The organism is Moorena sp. SIO3B2 (assembly GCF_010692525.1).
Lineage (GTDB): Bacteria > Cyanobacteriota > Cyanobacteriia > Cyanobacteriales > Coleofasciculaceae > Moorena > Moorena producens.
The window spans coordinates 1-19,132 of record NZ_JAAHHE010000117.1; the positions used below are offsets into that span (position 1 = coordinate 1).

A 19,132-nucleotide genomic window follows, 5' to 3' on the forward strand; every position below is an offset into this window, starting at 1 on the left:
CCTCTACCCAATTTGATCAGGAAATCTCCTGGTTCTTTTGGTTTCTCTAGGAAAAAACCTCTGACTCGCTCTGGCTTCTCCCCAATCAAATTGGATAGATAGTCCTCTGAAATCACCAAGTCCTGCAAATCAGGTCGCATAGTTGTCCGTGCCTATGATAAGATAGTGGTCGAGAGCGTCTTAACCTATAAGCTTAACACGGTATTAATACCTTACCGTTAAGCTCAAGACACCTGTTAGGGGTGATATCAAGTTTGGTTGAATACCCATAACCTAGGGCAGTGTGGGCAGTGTGGGCAGTGTGGGCAGTGTGGGCAGTCTTAAATAAGACAAGAATGCGATCGCATCCCCAATACTCGTCACAGAAAGCCAGTTAACTTACTCGTAAGCATATGCTTACATATCATCGATATCTGAACCGCCATACTTTCAGACCTAAATACCTTCCCAAGGACGATAACCTTGTCTCAAAATCTCATATTCTTGATTTATTTCTGTCTCTAAAGAAAGATAAGAAACTCCTTTCTTAATCTTTTCAATGGTAGCCTGCATACAGGCTAATCCTGCTTTATACTCCGAAATATTTGTCACGTTTACCCGAAAGCCAATTTTCTTGGTAAACATTGAGCTTAAAGGTAAAAGTGTAACCTTTCCAATTTGAGAAAAATATTCACCCAAATTATAACTATCCGCTATCCCTAAACTCTTCATCCTAGATTCTAGTTCTGAGTTAAAACCAATATTGATAAAAGGCCCTGCACAGCTGCTCTTTATAATCTTCATTACCATAGCGAATAAATCAGAATTCATCAGAAAAGCTTCAGCATTAGCCCTCAATCTCTCTAACTCTTTTCTCAATTCTTCACGATCAGTCAAGTCTCTTTTGTTTAGAGCCCAAGAAGCTGTAAGTACCTCTGCATTGGTGTAACGAATATGTGCTGCAACAACAAAGCGCTTAATTTCCTTGACAAGTGCCTCATTCTGACTCGTAAAAAAACCTACTTTGCCAATACCGTCAATTCCAAATTGTCTTCGCATTCCACAGGTTGTAATAACTAAATCTGAGCGACTACTCACACTAGCCACTGAAACTTGGTCATTTTCTATTGCTTCAGTTCCTGAAAAATACATATCATTAATGATTAGGATATTATGTTGATGCGCGACCTCGGCTAATTCTTTTAACTCATCTCGACTATAAATTTGGCACCAGGGATTATTAGGGGTTTCCAGTATAAAAGCAGCAATTAGATATCCATTCTTTTTTGCAGTACAAATTACTTCTTCCAATTTGTCTGGCTTAATCTTCAAGCTCGAGGGACAAACTTCTACTAAATGCCGAGTAGTGCCACAAAATATATCTATATTATGGTTGTAGCGAAAGTTGCCTTCTGGATAAATGACTGTAACAGGTTTAACATTTCCTCCCATCCGTAATAATCTATCTTTGGAGGCTAGAATCGACATTTTAACAAGAATTGTTGAAGTCTTAGGGAAAATAACTACGGATTTCGGCTCAACGTTAGGAAACGATGGAATGAGCCCAAAAATCTTTTCTGCACCTAGATTAGCAAGACTTTCTGGGACAGTTACCTTATGAGAATCGACTAAATACTGGGCAGGGTAAGATGCATATAAATTCTCCATTTCTACCATTAAATCTTTCTTCTTATATTCAGGGGCATCTGAATGACCCAGATCAACCTGACCTTGATAGCGTTTAAGTTTTCTAAATAATTCATACTCTTCTGTTGAACGTGATTTCATAAACCAGTAAAGTTGATTAGTGTATTTCAATACTACACGCACATTCAGCAGGTTGGTCTAGCCTTAAAACGCACTGGCATCCCATCAGACGGATAAATCAAAAGATTCTGTTGTAACTGTTCAACAGATGAACGACCATTGACCAACTCCCAGTCAAAATAACGGAGCAGCATTCCTAGCATTACCATTGCTTCCACCATGGCCAGATGCTCTCCTAAGCAACGATGAAAACCTGAGCCAAAGGTTATCATTGGAAGTGGGCTGCTGCCCTTGCCCTGGTCTAACCAACGCTCTGGCAAAAATTCCTTGGGGTTGCCATAGACCTCTGGGTCTCGCCCAGCACCAAGCATTGACCACGAGATCATCGTGCCACGAGGAATCAGGTTGCCCTCAATTACGGTGTCACGTTGAGCCTCCAAGGAAGTGGAACCTGAGGCGACTGAATAAAGGCGCAAAGTCTCTTTGATAATGGCACCGATGTAAGTCAATTTCTTCAGACTTTCTGTATTAATACCACCATTACGTTGCCAACATTGGTCAACCACAGCCTGTGCTTTCTGAAAAACCCTTGGATTTAAGGCTAACTCTGCTACGGCAAAGGATAAAGTATGAGCTGTGGTATCAGTACCACCAGCCAAGAGTTCAATCGCTTCTGCGATCAGTGTTTTCCGAGTGTATTTTTGTTCCTTAGCCGCTATTTTCACTAACATCGATTCCTGGAACATTGGACTTACCTGCCCCCAATCAGTCGGATGTTGTGCTCTCATTTTCAAGGCTAAGTCTACTCTCGGACCAATCAAATCCTCTAAATATGCCATTGCTCTCCAGTAATCTCGTGAAGCCTTAGTGGGCAAATATTTCATCCATATCTTCTCCCCAGCGAATAACCGTAGAACCCGATATCCTATAATAGACATCGCCTCGTAAGCCTTAAGAATATCGAGGGGTGGACCTTCAGAACTAGAGGATTTTCCCTCCACAGGAATTCCGAGCACTAAACAGAAAATCACCCTCATCGTTAGTTCCACAAATAGGAAATCGACCTTTACCTCTGTTTGGGCTCTATCTTGCTGAAGTCTCGCGATTACTTGTTCGCAGGCAAGGTTAATAATCTCAAAGTATTTGGACAGACCACTGGAATTGAATTCAGGATTCCAAGCCTTCCGTCGCCACTGCCACTGAGTCCCGTTTTCCCCGAGAAGAACGGGAGCACCACCAAGGTCGTTCCAAATTTGGCGCATTTGCTTAGACCTAACCAAGCTGCCATCTTTGATGCCATTCACAATGGTGTTTTCTATCACCTTTGGTTGACTCAAAACCAGAATTGGAGGGTCGATCCATAAAACATAAATCGGGCCTAGCTCCTTGCTCCAATCAAACAATAATTGAAAGAATTTCTTCTGTTTAACTGCTGCTAATACCTGAGGAACATTTCCCAATAGCCAGTGTTTGGGAGGACAGGGGAGTAACTCTAGGGATTTGTAAGTGTTTTGCCGTTGCCACCAGCGCCAGCCCAGTAGTCCTCCGATGCTAGTCACCCCTAGGGCTGTGCCTAAATAGGGCAAGGAAGGGGAAAAAGTCATCTGAGCAGCAATCTCTTGGAACATGAATCTGCCTTAGTTCAACAACTATGAACGTTTACTATTGAGTCCGCGCAGGGGGGCTTGATTAGTGTAGCCCAAACCCTTAAAGATAGGGCTACACCAAAAAATGCTAACCAACTAAATTTTAACTAACCAGCTCACTGGCTCGTTTTACCAAAGCCTCAGCAGTTAAGCCATTAAACGCCATAATTTGACCAGCACTGCCAGCAGTTTCACCACGCTTCCAAGCCACCACATCCCGTTTGCAAGTACTACGTAACATAATCGGTTCCAGCATGGCACTGGTACCACCAGTAACACCAATCAACCCATCCCCACCAAAAAGCTGTTCAAACCCCTGATCATCCAAGAAACCGCCATCAGCGTCAGTACAAGTTTCCCAAGCCGTATCCTCAGGACGGTACAAGCGGCGGGGACTGATTACCGAAACAATCCGCACCCCAATCCCTTGGTCTTCCAAATTAGAAGCAGCATCAAACACTGGTATCAGGCTCATATCCCCAATCACCGCAAACACAACGGTTTTACTGCCTTTAGTTTCATGCAAAACCACTGCACCATCTTGCAAGCCTTGACGGGTTTGCTCAAAGGTCGTGCGCAGCGGTAAGGGTGACTTACTAGCAGTAATGGTAATTCCTTTATTCTTCGTACTCAGCGCCCACTCATAACACACTTGGATACTATTAGCATCACAGGGGAACAACGGGAAAATATTGCCATTGCGCATCATAGCAGCAAAGTAATTTTCAATTTCAGGACGCTGGTGAGTCCAACCATTCCGTCCTTGCTCCAGTGCCCCAGCCGTAAATAATGTAATAGTAGAGGGAGTAGGACGGCGCAATTCTGCCATGGCTTGGGTAACGGTTTGCCAAATGGGTAACCCATTGATAGCAAAAGATTCATAAGAACACCACAGAGTACGAGCTCCAAACAAAGCTAACCCTACCGCTAATCCAGCACAAGCATCTTCACTCAAGGGTTCATACACCTGACCTTTTGGGCCTTGGAAGTAAATTTCATCCGGGGTGGGGTGGATAATTTTTAGGGCTTGGTTAATATTATTAATTCCAGAAGCAGCATTCCCATCAGCATTGGAAATAATAAAATTAGGGTCTTTTTGCCCCACATGAGCAACTATCGTTCCCATCGCGGTAGTTGCTATTTTTTTATCGCCATCAATCACAAATTCCTCTAAAGGCAATTTACCTAAATCTGGTAAAGGCAATTCCTTTTCTGTGACTACAGTATGAGCCGCTGGCCCTCCTCCAGAACGCTCAAAATTTATCCTCACTAATTCCCAGGCTTGAGACGGTAACGCCCGAGCTTTAAGGGCACTAACAATATAATCTTTTTCCAGGGTATCTCCTGGGTAAAGATTGTGAGCTTTAGCTCCCCGTTTGTGGACTCCCGCTCCTTTTAGTTGTTTAACAATCAGCACCGTTAACTTACCACTCAAAGCTGATTTAGCCGCTTTATCCGTAGCTTCCAAAACCCCTTGGGTAAATGCCAATCGCTTCTGCAAAGAAAACTCAGTGCTATCGACATACTCACCAGGTTGGTCAGCATCATCGTAATCCTTAGCATTGATTAAGATTACTTCTTGGAAACCATTGCCCTGCCAGTATGCAATCATCTCTTGATTGGACTTTGTGGAAACCATACTATGGTGTTCCTGGCTGTAACCATTCCACACTAAGATGGGCAGAAAATTAGTCACCTGGGGATAGGCCGTAGAGAAGTGACCAAAACTGCTCATGATATAAGGTTCACCCAAGCCCCCATCCCCAATCGTAACTGGGAATAGTACCCCTGGATGAAGCAAAGCCCCGGCCATGGCAAAGTGTTGCCCTTGTCCGAGGGGACCAGCCGGATTGAGGAGTCCAGGAATTTGACCAGAAAGGTGTCCGAGCAATCCGTGCATTTCTCGGAAGCGTTCCCCCATCTGTTCTACAGTCTTAATACCCATCTCCTCTAGGGAGCCGTCCAGAAACATGTTACTGTAGAAGCCTGGGGCATGGTGTCCCACTTCAGTAATAATGTTTTTGTAACCCAGCATGACCAAAGCTGCAATCCCTTCCGCAATGCTGGCAAATCCCCCTGGATGACCAGAGGCTTTACTAGCAGTGATGTGCAGGGTTAGGTAGCGTAGGGCATCAGCAGCTAGTAAGGTCTGGAAGACAGCTGCTGGATCATCAGGAGATGGGATGGCTTTTTGCCCCAACGCGATCGCATCTCGTTGACCGTATTGGTCCAAAGTCGCTTCAAAACCCGGTATGGTATTCTCAAAATACTGAATTCCTTGACAGAATGTCGAAACCCTGCTACCAACTGTCATAGTGTCAGAAACCTTTTCTAATTATTACGAGTAATAAACAAATATTACAATCAGCTCGCTGAGTGCGGAATTAGTATATTGGCGAAATTTGGGTTTTAAACCAGTGAAATGTCTTATGGATTACATTGATTGAGACTACTATTGAGACTACTAGAGAACCTGCAACTCTACATCTATTGTTCTACCTACCTTGTAGAGATTCTAATCAAATCTTGCTTTATTTTAATTCCCAAAGACTAACAGAATAGGATTAATCGACTAGTTTTGATTACCATTAATCTTATTGATAGCTTGTCAATAAGCGGATTTCTGATAGTAATCAGGTAACCGAAGGTTTTGTTGCCATATGGCAGTTAGGTTAGATAATGAATTTGTCTTGAGAAAGTAACAGAGGAAAACGAGTGTGAGTAAATTACCTGATGGTCCTCAAATCCCTGACTGGTTACAGTTAATCTATTGGATTGCTAACCCCCTCAAGTATTTGGATCAGTGTGTAGAACGCTATGGAGATACATTTACCATACGGCTAACTGGTTCGAGAACGTTAGTCATCCTCAGCCACCCCCAAGCAATTCAGGAAGTCTTGACCGCTCCTCCTAGCCAGTTTAAATCTGGTGAACGAAATAAGCTGCTACAACCCTTGGTGGGGGAAACCTCAATGACTTTACTCGATGGTAAACCACACCAGCGGCAGCGTAAACTCTTGATTCCTCCCTTTCATGGGCAACGAATTAATTCCTACAGTCAATTGATTTGTGATATTACCCAGCAAGTAGCGAGTCAGTGGGTAATCGGTCAAGCCTTTACTGCCCGTACTGCCATGCAAGACATTACCATCCAGGTAATCATGCAGGGGGTTTTCGGTCTAGGTGAGGGTACCCGTTACCAAAAACTCAAGCTACTGCTGGCAGCCATGCTAGAGGTGACTGCTTCCCCCCTGCGCTCTAGTATGCTGTTTTTTAAGTTCCTGCAACGAGATTTAGGAGCTTGGAGTCCTTGGGGCAAGATGGTGCGGCGTAGGCAGGAAATTTATAACCTCCTTCAGGAAGAGATTAATCAGCGCCGAGAGCAACCCGAGCTAATGGGCAATGACATTCTTAGTTTAATCATGTCCACTCGGGACGAAAATGGTGAGTTGATGAGTGATCAGGAGTTACAAGATCAGTTGATGACTTTGTTGTTTGCGGGTCATGAAACTACTGCAAGCGCTTTAGCTTGGGCATTCTACTGGATTCATCGATTACCGACAGTGCGCCAAAAACTGCTAGAGGAAATTGATAGCTTAGGGGATCATCCAGACCCGATGGCCATTGCCCAACTGCCCTATCTCACAGCAGTTTGCCAAGAAACCCTGCGGATTTACCCAGTGGCGTTTGTGATCTTCGCCCGCATTACCACATCCCCAATTACTATTATGGGTCACCACTATCAGGCCAATACTGCCCTTTTTGCCTGTCCCTATTTAACCCATCGTCGAGAAGACCTCTATCCAGACTCCGATCAGTTTAAACCAGAACGATTCCTTGAGCGTCAATACTCTGCCTATGAGTATGTTCCCTTTGGTGGTGGAAACCGACGCTGTATTGGTGCTGCTTTGGCGATGTTAGAAATGAAACTGGTTTTGGCTAAGGTATTGTCTGACTATCACTTAGCCTTAGCACAAAATACAATCATTAAACCAACTCGTCGTGGAGTAGGAATTACTCCGGAAAATGGGGTTCCGATGGTGATGAGAGGTCAACGTGTTGCTAAGGAGCCAAAAAAACCTGCTACCGTAAATTCTCTTTAGGATCAAAGCAATTGTCCCATAGCAACAGAAACGGTTATCCGTGATCACCGAGAGTCTTTGCCGCCAGTAAGGTCACCGAAAAAGGCCGCTGGATGATCACCAGATGCGATCGCATTGTAAGCATTCAGCTATCAGCCTATGCGCTACGTCACAGGCTTCTAGCCTATGCGCTATGTCCCAGCGTCGTTCGCACAGCGTGGCCATTCGCGTAGCGTGGCCGAAAGGCCAAGGCCAAAGCCTGTGCCACGCTACACGGAACAGCTTTTGAATAAAATAAGCTGACGGCTGACTGCTGACTGCTGACTGCTGAATACTTACATCGCATTTTGCCAGCATACTCTTCCCAACCCGGTATGGTGTTACCAAACAAAATAGTGAATTACTCAGAATATTAAAGATTTTGTGTTCTACAAGGGCTGAGTATAAATAAATGTCAACAAAAGTCTAACTAGCACAGCATCAGAGTTTCAGCCACTGAGGTCACCAATCTGATCATGCTAATCCATCGGTCTGACAATTGGTAATCGAGACTCCTTAACATTTTCTTTACAAAAAGTTTTTAAATCCCTGTTTCCCAATTCCTGATAACACTTCACAATTAACAAACAGTTCCGGTTGTTATCGGTACGGGTATAGCTGAGATGATCAGCGATTTTTTGTAGTATAGCGATGCCACGTCCACCACCAGATTGAGGGTTCATTTGCTGCTTGAGGTCTCTCAGCTGCTGTTCTAAATCAAAGGGAGGGCCTTTATCCCAGATGCGTAACTCTAAACACTCAGGTAATAAAGTAACTTCGACATCAATCGAAACTTCTTCTGGCAAATCTTTGTGAGCATGACGAACGGCATTGGTAAATCCTTCAGCGAGAGCTAATTGGCACTGCAACCAGACTTTTTGGCGAACAGACGATGGTTTGAACTGGTCAAACCATCCCAAAGCGTTTTCTAACGCCTTAAGGTCGCTAGGAAATTGTTGGATAGATGTTTTCAATTTTTTCAATTCCTCAAAATCTTTTACATCAACCACATACATCAACCACATACATCAACCACATTGAAGCCTGATTCTCTTCCATTGGGTACTCTAAGATCAAGGAATCCAGTTTAACCTAGATTTATATCTCCCTGTACCATGGACTAATACTCAATTGCCTTTAAAGAATTGCCTTCAAAGAAAATTTTTTCTAGAAGCTTTGCCAGAAGCACTGGGAAAACCATTGGCGCAAATGGGGTTTCTTTTCCCCTTTTCTATCAAGCCAGGGGGTCTTGCCCTCTAGGGGGTCTTGCCCTCTATAAGCTGTTGCCCAAAATGGCAAAAATTGATGGAGATTTAGAAAAGGGGGAAGAAACCGGAAGCGGTGCAAGACAGAGAAGTTAGAACAAATAAATCCGATACGCCAATAGGGAATGCCATCAATAAAAGTAACTCAGTCTAACTTGTCTTGGGGTCTGATCTAGGTTTCGTGAAATTCAGCCCACAGAATATACTGGCTATCCTAATTGTAAGTCAGTGTATTGATAAATCCTAAAGTAATTTGTAGAACCTCAGTGCCATGAACCAAATTCTGATTATTGATGATGATCCAGCCATGCAAATGTTACTGAAACGGGCCCTTTGCCACCAGGGTTATGAGGTAGCTGTAGCTAGCAACGGTGAAGAAGGTTTGGTGCAGGTAGAAAAGTTACGTCCAGCGCTAGTCATTTGCGATTGGATTATGCCCGGTATGAATGGATTGGACGTCTGTCGTCAACTCAAGGTAACGCCGGGACTCTCAACCACCATATTTATTCTGGTGACATCTCGAAATTCCATTGAAGACCGGGTAGAGGGGTTAGATGCTGGAGCAGATGACTTTCTGTGTAAGCCGATCGAAATAGCAGAGTTGAACGCACGAGTCAGGGCTGGCTTGAGGTTACACCAACTAAGTCATGATTTGCAGCACCAAAAGCAGTTGTTGGAGGGAGAATTAGCAGAGGCAGCAGAGTATGTTAGTTCAATTCTTCCAGACCGGATGATCAAACCATCGGTGACCATTGACACCCGATTTATTCCCTCCCGGAAACTGGGGGGTGATGGCTTTGACTATTATTGGCTAGACTCAGAGCATTTAGCAATTTATCTGCTGGATGCTGCTGGACATGGCTTACGAGCTGCCTTGCCCACACTTTCAGTGCTAAATTTACTCAGGTCGCGGGCTCTAAAGTCGATTAACTACTATGAACCGAGTGATGTTCTACGAGGGTTGAACCAAACCTTCCAGATCACTGAGCGAAATGATAAGTACTTCACGGTCTGGTATGGGGTATATAACCAGGTCAAGCGTCAACTGGTCTATGCTAGTGCAGGACATCCACCCGCAATATTAATTGCTCAGACCCATGGTTCCTTGATGGAAGTACAACGTCTAAAAACCCCTGGCTTACCCGTTGGTATGTTCCCAGATGCCGATTACATTGATCAGTGCTGTGAAATTACTGAATCGAGCACCCTATATATATTCAGCGATGGGATTTACGAGATTAACCAATCCAATGGGAACGTTTGGGGACTTGAGCCCTTCATCAGGTTACTGGCAGAGTGTAAGCAAAATCACAATGGTGCTTGTCACCTAGATTTGATTTTGAAATCTCTGGAAGCCGTGAACCCTAAACACTATTTTGATGATGATTTATCGTTACTGGAAATCAATTTTGTATGAACACCTTTCCCAGGGTAAGCGCAAGAAAAAATTGCCCATAATGTGCATTGGCTGGATATCGGTTGATCGTGGCTCGAAACCCCTATAATCTCGTAGAACTTGATTCTCAATAGAGTTTAATAGTTGAGAATGAACCCAGTTTTTTCTCAATAAGCTACAGCTTATTGATTCTTGCGCTTACCCTGACACCTTTCCCTGGAGTAATCAACCTCAGTTTCCGTAGCGTCGGCCGTTCCCGTAGCGTGCGCCCATGGGCAATGGGCAATGTCAAAAATTGGCAGCTTTTGAAGATAATACAGGAGACTGAAAGGCAGTAAATCATCAGAAGCATTCAGCCAGCTTAGTAGGAGTATAAACAAGGATTGGTGGATTCTTTCGCCAATTTTTTCGAAAAATTCCTGAAAAATCAATTATCATGAATCGAAGCTCCTGAATCGAAGCTCCTGACTCCTGAATCGGAGGATAGTTGGTTATGTCGAATTAATCAAGCTTTAGGGAATTCTCATAAAACATCTTCCTAGCTTCATTAAGCTGGTCTTCATTTAAATTTCATGGTTATGACAGCAGGGAACCAGCGAACCAGGGGAGCAGGGGAGAGGGTTTGAGTTTTTTTTTCCTAACTGAATAATATCCAATTTAAATGCCCAACAGCTGAAAACAAAATCTAGGATTGGAAAAGGGCTACGCCCAACAGCGTTCGCCCTATAGACTTCCCGAGAATTATCTTCTAGAAAGCACCTCGCTTTCAAAATCTTCTCGTGTAGAAAATATTTCAAAAACTCTGTCCATGCTGGTCAGTTCAAATAACATTTTGATTTGCTCATTAACTGAGCAGATAGACATGGTGCTCCCAGCAGCACGAACAGTTTTAAGAGCAAGTACCAACGCTCCCAAACCAGAACTATCCATAAAAGTAACATCTTGAAAATCAATCAAAATAATATCTCCTCCAGCTTGCACCAGCTGATTAACCTCTTCACGAAAACTGGCAGCTTTTGTACCATCTAGAATGCCGGAGGGTTGAACTACTTTAAGAGTACTACTCATATACCAAGTTAAGCTAGTTACAAACATATACTGACTTTGCTAGTATAGCCGTGACAATTCATTTCAGCCAGACTTTGTTTGCAGAATAGGTATTGAGCTGACCCACGCCCTACCCTACTACTACAGCACTAATCGCTTCTTTCAGGATTAGCCTCACCGATAAAGAGCATAGTAAACTTGAATTTGGGATGAATTTGGGGGCTAATAACGGGGGCTAATAACGGGGGCTAATAACGAAAAGCAAGATTTGAACCCATCTACCCTTAGTGCTATCCGTGGTGTCCGCTCGGGTCTTCACGGTTCCATCCCCTAAGCCCACTCCCCCAAGAACTCCCAATATACACTAGAATTCCCTTGACAGAGCCCCAAACTATCCTGAAACCATGTCCAATTCAAATCCCATTCCAGTAGTTGTAAACGGTGCCGCCGGAAAAATGGGTCGAGAGGTGATTAAGGCTGTATCTGTTGCCCAAGACATAACCCTAATCGGTGCCATTGATACCAATCCTAAGTATCTAGGTCAAGACGCCGGAGAAGTTGCCGGGTGCGAACCAGTTGAAATTCCCATTCTCAATGACCTGCAAGCCAATCTAGTTCTGGCTACCCAAGAAAAAACCCAAGGGGTGATGGTAGACTTTACCCACCCTGACAGCATATACGACAACATCCGAACTGCGATCGCATACGGTGTCCGGCCTGTAGTTGGCACCACTGGTCTGAGTCCCGACCAAATCAAAGACCTCTCGGAATTTGCTGAAAAAGCCAGCACTGGCTGCCTAATTATCCCCAACTTCTCCATTGGTATGGCATTACTGCAACAAGCAGCTGTGCAAGCCTCCCAATACTTTGACCACGTAGAAATCATCGAACTCCATCACAACCAAAAAGCCGACGCTCCCAGCGGTACTGCCATTCAAACCGCCCAACGCATGGCTGGAGCAGGTAAAACCTATAATCCGGCAATGGTAGAAGAAACCGAAAAACTAAAAGGTGCGAGGGGAAGCATTGCAGAAGACAACATTCGGATTCATAGCGTGCGTTTACCTGGCTTAATTGCTCACCAAGAAGTCATCTTCGGTGCCCCTGGTCAAATCTACACCCTACGTCACGACACCAGCGACCGTTCCTGCTATATGCCAGGAGTACTGCTCGCGATTCGCAAAGTTACCCAGCTCAAGGGTCTACTATATGGGTTAGAGAAAATTTTGTGACCAGTTATTGGTTATTGGTTATTGGTCATTAGTCATTAGTCATTAGTCATTCGTGATTTGTCAAAATTGAGATCAATCACAACAAATCTAAAAACTAAATACTAAATACTAAGTAACTAAAGACTAAGGACTAAGAACTAAGTACAAAACCCATGCTAATTCCCATCACTCGCGAGAAGTTTGAACAAATCGTTCCCGTCCTAGCTACAGGACTCCAGTATCGCTACTACTGGGGTAAGTTTCGAGATTTTTTAAGGCGACTGTTAATTTCTCTAATCGCAGTCGTTGTGATTTTAATTTTAGCTTTGATTCTTGGTTCAGGTTTTGCTCCCTTCCGCGTGTTATTCGAGATCACTGCAGGGCTTTACTGGTTGTGGGGTCCTGTATATTGGGCAAGTATGCGGAACCTGAAGCTGCGCCGATATGCCTATAGCGGATTCTGGCAGGGTCGAATCGAGGATGTATTTGTGACGGAGGAGTTGATTGGTACAGAAGAACAAGTCAATCAGCAGGGTGAGTTGGTAATTGTGGAACACCGGGAGAGACGGTTAAATCTAGAAGTGGAAGATGAAACTGGATTTATGAGTCAGCTGCAAGTTCCCCTACAACGCCTCCACAAAAATATTTCACCTGGACAAATTGCTCAGATGTTGGTCATGTCCAATCAGCCTGACTTAGGCAAGATTGCCCAGACCAGTGATATTTATATTCCTAGCTTAGACATTTGGGTAAATGACTATCCTTACCTGCAACGAGATGTCTTTGTCCAAGTTAGTCGTAAATTGAGGGATGAAGAGCGCTCTTATTCGAGACAACGTCCCCGTAGTTCTAGGCGTCGAAGGTCTTATTAAGGATTAACGGTGTGCGGCTCGTTCGTGCCTAGGATCCTCTAGTTTCTAGAGGGGTAGTGGGATTCGTTGGCTAGAAACCATACCCTACACCCCACACCTAGTAAGGCTAACAAGGCTGCTTATCACCCCGTCAGATAAATGCTATTTGACATCTCCCCCGGTTAAAATACGGGGGATTCTACAGCGATGCAGCGCGGTCTTGGGGGTTTCCCCCATGAGCGACTGCATCAAGAAAGGTTGTTACGAGGCGGGTTAAAACCGCGCCTCTTCACTTCTTGTTCGGTCTAAACCGATATGAGAGTGTCAAACTCCCCTACCCACCTTGGTCAGAATTTAATCTAACTGTGTGGTTACTTTTCGCCATCAATTGCCTAGCCATTTTAAGTTATACCTCTTTTTTTGACGGTTTCCATCTTTTGGGTTTTTCACCATTTTTTTTGAGAGGTTAGTGGACAGTAGGCAAAAGTATCACAAAGCTTGGCCATTGCCTCAAGTAATTTGCGCTTACTTTAACTATGTTCTTAGTGCCACGATCTTGTGTCAATTAAATAAATTTCCCGAAAACCAAGGGTTTTGTAGTGACATTGGATCTGGTTTACGCACTTTCATGGCGCACGAGGAATATTTCTTCGTGAAGCGCGGAGATACCCCCTGGCGCTCGTAATCAGCTGGCATTGGCGGGCTAAGGTCTACCTTGGTAGATTTTGGTAGCTAAAAAGTATCGGCTATCGTCGTCAAGGTAAAACGCTTTACTGGTATACGACTTATTATAACTTATTCGCGCGCAGACACTGCGGGGTTTACCCCGTCGTGTCTGTTTAATCCTCCCTTTAGAAAAGGGAGGCTCTCACATTCCCGGATGTTTTGGTAGACTTGGGTTCAGAACCAGACACCACAGGAGCGCTAGAATTCAAATCCAACTCTGGATGGTCTTCTGCGACTTGCTGCAAATTCCACTGATTCTTAAACAATAGCACTGGACGTCCCCAATTATCTTTGACTGTCACGGTATTAAACAAACGCCCAGCCTTTTCCAAGGCTTCCCAGCCACCGGCTACCCAACGAGCCACACTATAGGGCAACATATCCAACCTGGTCTCTACGCCATACTCATTTCTGAGGCGAAACTGCACTACTTCAAATTGCAACTGTCCCACTGCTGCCAGAATTGGGTCCCGCTTCGACTCATCAACGGAATACATAATTTGCACAGCCCCTTCTTCCCGCAACTCCTTCACCCCTTTCTGGAACTGCTTAAACTTAGAGGGATTAGGATTCTTCAAATAAGCAAACAACTCTGGGGAAAAGCAAGGAATCCCTTCATACTCCAACTTCTTACCGTTGTAAATCGTATCCCCAATAGCAAACACCCCTGGATTATTCAAACCAATCACATCCCCGGCATAGGCAACATCAATGGATTCTCGGTCTTGAGCAAACAGCTTTTGGGGTCTTGACAAACGGACGGTTTTACCAGTGCGAGCATGGCTGACAGTCATATCCTTTTCAAACTTACCCGTACACACCCGCACAAAGGCCACCCTATCCCGGTGCTTGGGGTCCATATTCGCTTGCAGCTTGAACACAAACCCACTAAAGTCTGGATAAGTGGGAGGAATCTCGCCCACTGTGGATTTCCGACTTTCTGGTTTCATGGCATAGTCTAAAAAAGCATCCAGAAACAGCTGCACCCCAAAATTAGTCATGGCACTGCCAAAGAACACAGGGGTCATTTGACCAGAATGAATCAGCTCTAAATCCAGCTCTGGACCAACACCATCGATAATTTCCAACTCTTCCTTTAGTTGATAATATAAGTCTTGTTCTAGCAGCTGTTCAATCTGGGGGTCTCCCAAATTAACTACCGTATTCTTCGCCTCCCGGGAGCCGTGAGCGGTGCGTTCAAACAAGTGGATTTGTTGTTCTCGACGGTCAAAAACTCCTTTAAAACGATCGCCCATGCCAATCGGCCAGTTGACCCCATAGGTTTGTAACCCTAGTTCCTGCTCAATCTCATCGAGGAGTTCTAGGGGTTCTCGTGCGGGACGGTCAAGCTTATTGACAAAGGTAAATATAGGAAGCGATCGCATTTTGCACACTTCAAACAATTTGCGGGTTTGGGGCTCTAGACCCTTTGCCGCATCAATCAGCATCACCGCATTATCAGCTGCTGCCAGAGTGCGATAGGTATCCTCACTGAAATCTTGGTGTCCGGGTGTGTCGAGTAAATTAATCTGACAGTCCTCATAGGCAAACTGCAACACCGTCGAGGTAATCGAAATTCCCCGTTGTTGCTCCATTTCCATCCAGTCCGAGGTGGCCTTGCGCTGAGCTCGCCGTGCCTTCACTGCTCCGGCTTCATGAATTGCTCCACCATAGAGTAACAATTTTTCTGTCAATGTGGTTTTACCCGCGTCCGGGTGGGAAATAATCGCAAAGTTACGGCGGTGTTCAACAGCGTTGAGCAATTCTGCTTCAAGTTCAGTGGACATCCAAAAAGACTAGATAGGGGACTTTCGCTTAATTCTGACATAATTTTCTATATATTATAGCGTTTCTGATAGTAATGACCTACACAGGTTTGTTTCCCTATTCCCTACTTCCTACCTGAGAGGGGTATATTTTTTACTTCATGGTCAAACCTGAGACTTTACCTCAGGATATAAACCTGAAAACAACGAATAAATGATGATTTTTAACGACTAATAGGTATATTTCTCTATGCCCCACACTCCCGACTGGGTCAACCCACACTCACGTCTGTCTTAAAGACCGACCCAGCAAGCCAATTTACCTATTCCTGTTTTTCCATTTCCTTTTCCCTACTTCTGCTATAAGTATAGTCATTAATAACTCATCAATGTCGTGATATCATCCCTAATTTGGGACGGAATTTACGACCTATAGGATAGGCTTATAAACGCTACAATACTGGTAAATTAAAAATCAATATATTATCGAAATAAAGGAGCGATAATATGGTGTATGACCAGAGAAATAACATTGAGTATGACCCCGACAAGCGCAAGCTGTTATCAGCATTATGTCACGGAGCAATTTTCATTAGTGCCTCATTTGTATCCGTGTTAATTCCGCTAGCTATCTTGGTAATATCCGATGATAAAGTAGTCCAAGAGAATGCTAAAGAGTCCCTTAATTTTCACTTTAATGTATGGTTATACGGGATAATTTTTGGGGCTTTGACTTTTATCCTAATTGGTTGGCTTTTCCTGCCTCTGTTATTTCTGTTCAGTTGGGTACTACCGATTATGGCAATTCTCAAGATTCTTGGGGATCCCAATGTATCCTACCGCTACCCATTTATTTTCCGTGTGATTTAAACTAGCGCTATGGTTTGTGGGAATCCTGTTGGGGTGACTGGCTATGGGGTGAGCGGGTGTGGGGTGTGGGAAAACTGAAGAAAATCCTGGGATCGAGGGGTGAAATGTAACGAAATGCAAAGTATAATTAAAACAACACCCCTAAGCGAAAAATTTACAGTATTACCATCACATGCGAGTTGCGATCGCTGGAGCCGGACTAGCAGGGCTTTCCTGTGCTAAATATCTAATAGACGCTGGTCACACCCCGATTGTCCTAGAACGTCGAAATGTTTTAGGCGGTAAAGTGGCAGCCTGGAAAGATCAAGATGGAGACTGGTATGAAACTGGTCTCCATATATTTTTTGGTGCCTATCCCAATATGCTGCAGCTAATTAAAGAACTGGGTATTGAAGACCGGTTGCAGTGGAAAGAGCACACCATGATCTTTAATCAGCCAAATCAACCTGGAACTTACTCCCGGTTTGACTTCCCAGATATACCAGCTCCGGTCAATGGGATTGTGGCAATTCTGCGCAATAACGACATGCTTACCTGGCCCGAGAAGATTCGCTTTGGGATAGGGTTGATTCCGGCAATGCTTCAAGGGCAAAAGTATGTGGAAGCAATGGACAAATACTCCTTCTCCGAATGGCTGAAAAAACAGAACGTACCACCGCGAGTAGAGAAGGAAGTCTTCATCGCCATGTCTAAGGCACTAAACTTTATTGGGCCTGATGAAATTTCGTCTACTATAATTTTGACTGCTCTTAACCGCTTCCTACAGGAAAAGAACGGTTCCAAGATGGCATTCTTGGATGGTTCTCCCACCGAGCGACTATGTCAACCAATAGTTGATTATATCACACAGCGGGATGGAGAAGTACGTTTGAATGCCCCAGTTAAAGAATTTTTACTCAATTCAGACAACACTGTCAGTGGGTTCTTGATCCGGGGATTGAATGGAGCGCCCGATCAAGTTCTCACAGCGGATGCTTATGTATCAGCTATGCCGGTAGACCCTTTAAAGCTGATGATCCCCAAACCTTGGGGTGAAATGGAATTTTTCAAACAGCTGGATGGGCTAGAGGGGGTACCGGTAATTAACCTGCAGATGTGGTTTGACCGCAAGCTGACGGATATTGACCATCTGTTATTTTCCCGATCACCCCTGCTTAGTGTCTATGCTGACATGAGCAATACCTGCAAAGAGTACGCTAATCCCGACCGCTCAATGTTGGAATTGGTCTTAGCGCCTGCTAAAGATTGGATTGGCAAATCCGATCTCGAAATTGTTAATGCCACCCTAGCAGAACTGGAGAAACTGTTTCCCAAGCATTTTGGTACTGATAACTCAGCTCAACTGCTAAAATACCACGTGGTTAAGACTCCCCGTTCGGTATACAAAGCAACACCAGGACGCCAGAACCACCGTCCGTCCCAAGAAACACCCATTGCCAATTTCTTCCTAAGCGGGGATTACACCATGCAACGTTACCTAGCAAGTATGGAAGGAGCCGTACTTTCTGGTAAGCTGACATCGCAGGCAATAAATAACAACAGCACTAGGCTTTCACAAACCAGCGCTCAACCACTAGCCGGCAATCAGAAACCAGAGATTGACACCCCGTTAGTCTCTTCACCCATGCCAAGGGCGAGTACTGAGGGCTGAAGGATGAAAGTTGAAAGCTTCCAATCTCCAACGTTGCTAAGAATGCTCCAACTGCCCAAATCTCAGCCCATGAGAAACCTGGCCTCCCGGTCAAAATCCTACGAATTATGCCGCCAGATTACTGCGAAGTACTCTAAGACGTTTTATCTTGGCACCTTACTAATGCCAGAAGCCAAACGTCGAGCCATCTGGGCAATATACGTCTGGTGCAGACGAACTGATGAACTAGTTGATGGTCCCCAGGCGGCTTTAACCACCCCTGAAACCCTAGAACACTGGGAAGAACATCTGCAATCTATTTTTGCGGGACATCCCATCGATGACTATGATGTGGCTTTGGTCGATACCCTAGAACGGTTTCCCATAGATATTCAACCCTTTCGGGATATGATTGCCGGTCAGCAGATGGATCTCTACCGTAGTCGCTATGAAACCTTTGATGAACTGAATCTTTACTGTTATCGGGTGGCGGGTACGGTGGGGTTAATGTCTAGTGCTGTACTGGGGGTTGACAACTCCACTAGTAAAGCACCCTGGGATCAGCAAACAAACTCCTATAATCCGGTGGGAGAAGCGATCGCATTAGGAATTGCCAATCAGCTAACTAACATCCTCCGAGATATTGGAGAGGATGCTAGACGAGGTCGTATTTACATACCCTTAGAAGATATGGAACGGTTTAATTACACTGAGGATGATTTGTTCAAAGGTGTGGTTGATGACCGTTGGCAGGAACTGATGCGTTTCCAAATTCAACGGGCAAGGGATTACTATACCAAAGCAGAAAGAGGTATTAGAGCCCTAAGCCGTGACGCCCGTTGGCCGGTTTGGTCTGC

General features: G+C 44.5%; 15 protein-coding genes. 8 read left to right on the forward strand and 7 right to left on the reverse strand.

All coding sequences use genetic code 11. From position 1 onward, the window contains the following. Nucleotides 1–435: 435 nt before the first annotated feature. From F6K38_RS21810 to F6K38_RS21820, 3 genes are all read right to left on the reverse strand, one after another. The gene (locus F6K38_RS21810) at nucleotides 436–1,767 is read right to left on the reverse strand and encodes an aminotransferase class I/II-fold pyridoxal phosphate-dependent enzyme (RefSeq protein WP_287357438.1); all 1,332 of its coding nucleotides are present in this window, start codon (nucleotides 1,765–1,767) and stop codon (nucleotides 436–438) included. Between the two features lie 44 nt (nucleotides 1,768–1,811). After that, a complete protein-coding gene (locus F6K38_RS21815; RefSeq protein ID WP_287357440.1) occupies nucleotides 1,812–3,374 on the reverse strand; it encodes a cytochrome P450 in 1,563 nt (520 codons plus the stop codon). 121 nt (nucleotides 3,375–3,495) lie between these two features. Further along, entirely contained in the window at nucleotides 3,496–5,706 is a 2,211-nt protein-coding gene (locus F6K38_RS21820; RefSeq protein WP_287357442.1) for a phosphoketolase family protein, read from the reverse strand. 403 nt (nucleotides 5,707–6,109) lie between these two features. Here F6K38_RS21820 and F6K38_RS21825 point away from each other — a divergent pair, with 403 nt between their 5' ends. Further along, entirely contained in the window at nucleotides 6,110–7,495 is a 1,386-nt protein-coding gene (locus F6K38_RS21825) for a cytochrome P450 (protein ID WP_008185871.1), read from the forward strand. Between the two features lie 96 nt (nucleotides 7,496–7,591). Here the strand turns inward: F6K38_RS21825 and F6K38_RS21830 are convergent, their stop codons facing one another. Then, nucleotides 7,592–7,861 carry a hypothetical protein gene (locus F6K38_RS21830; protein WP_143764219.1) on the reverse strand — a complete coding sequence of 90 codons (270 nt, stop codon included), beginning with the start codon at nucleotides 7,859–7,861 and terminating at the stop codon, nucleotides 7,592–7,594. A 131-nt stretch (nucleotides 7,862–7,992) separates the two neighbouring features. Further along, nucleotides 7,993–8,487, reverse strand: coding sequence for an ATP-binding protein (locus F6K38_RS21835; protein WP_229414557.1), 495 nt, complete (start codon nucleotides 8,485–8,487; stop codon nucleotides 7,993–7,995). Between the two features lie 171 nt (nucleotides 8,488–8,658). Between F6K38_RS21835 and F6K38_RS21840 the strand changes: the two genes are divergently transcribed. Continuing rightward, complete coding sequence (locus F6K38_RS21840) at nucleotides 8,659–8,874, forward strand: hypothetical protein (protein ID WP_008185876.1); 216 nt, start codon at nucleotides 8,659–8,661, stop codon at nucleotides 8,872–8,874. A gap of 175 nt (nucleotides 8,875–9,049) precedes the next feature. After that, nucleotides 9,050–10,195: a PP2C family protein-serine/threonine phosphatase gene (locus tag F6K38_RS21845; RefSeq protein WP_008185878.1), complete on the forward strand. Its 1,146-nt coding sequence runs from the start codon at nucleotides 9,050–9,052 to the stop codon at nucleotides 10,193–10,195. A gap of 720 nt (nucleotides 10,196–10,915) precedes the next feature. Here F6K38_RS21845 and F6K38_RS21850 read toward each other — a convergent pair. After that, a complete protein-coding gene (locus F6K38_RS21850) occupies nucleotides 10,916–11,242 on the reverse strand; it encodes an STAS domain-containing protein (RefSeq protein WP_044493677.1) in 327 nt (108 codons plus the stop codon). Nucleotides 11,243–11,625: 383 nt separating this feature from the next. Here F6K38_RS21850 and dapB point away from each other — a divergent pair, with 383 nt between their 5' ends. Then, nucleotides 11,626–12,453 (forward strand): 4-hydroxy-tetrahydrodipicolinate reductase, encoded by an 828-nt coding sequence (gene dapB, locus F6K38_RS21855; protein WP_008185885.1) that lies wholly within the window; start codon nucleotides 11,626–11,628, stop codon nucleotides 12,451–12,453. A gap of 152 nt (nucleotides 12,454–12,605) precedes the next feature. Continuing rightward, entirely contained in the window at nucleotides 12,606–13,304 is a 699-nt protein-coding gene (locus tag F6K38_RS21860) for a DUF8619 family protein (protein ID WP_008185887.1), read from the forward strand. 830 nt (nucleotides 13,305–14,134) lie between these two features. Here the strand turns inward: F6K38_RS21860 and prfC are convergent. Then, complete coding sequence (prfC, locus tag F6K38_RS21865) at nucleotides 14,135–15,796, reverse strand: peptide chain release factor 3 (RefSeq protein ID WP_008185889.1); 1,662 nt, start codon at nucleotides 15,794–15,796, stop codon at nucleotides 14,135–14,137. 486 nt (nucleotides 15,797–16,282) lie between these two features. Here prfC and F6K38_RS21870 point away from each other — a divergent pair, with 486 nt between their 5' ends. The 3 genes from F6K38_RS21870 to F6K38_RS21880 form a co-directional block, all read left to right on the forward strand. Continuing rightward, on the forward strand, nucleotides 16,283–16,645 hold the full coding sequence (locus tag F6K38_RS21870) for a DUF4870 domain-containing protein (RefSeq protein ID WP_008185891.1): 363 nt from the start codon (nucleotides 16,283–16,285) through the stop codon (nucleotides 16,643–16,645). Nucleotides 16,646–16,817: 172 nt separating this feature from the next. Continuing rightward, complete coding sequence (gene pds / locus F6K38_RS21875; RefSeq protein WP_008185893.1) at nucleotides 16,818–18,296, forward strand: 15-cis-phytoene desaturase; 1,479 nt, start codon at nucleotides 16,818–16,820, stop codon at nucleotides 18,294–18,296. Nucleotides 18,297–18,338: 42 nt separating this feature from the next. Further along, the coding region (locus tag F6K38_RS21880) for a phytoene synthase (RefSeq protein WP_287357444.1) at nucleotides 18,339–19,132 on the forward strand (794 nt) is incomplete at its 3' end.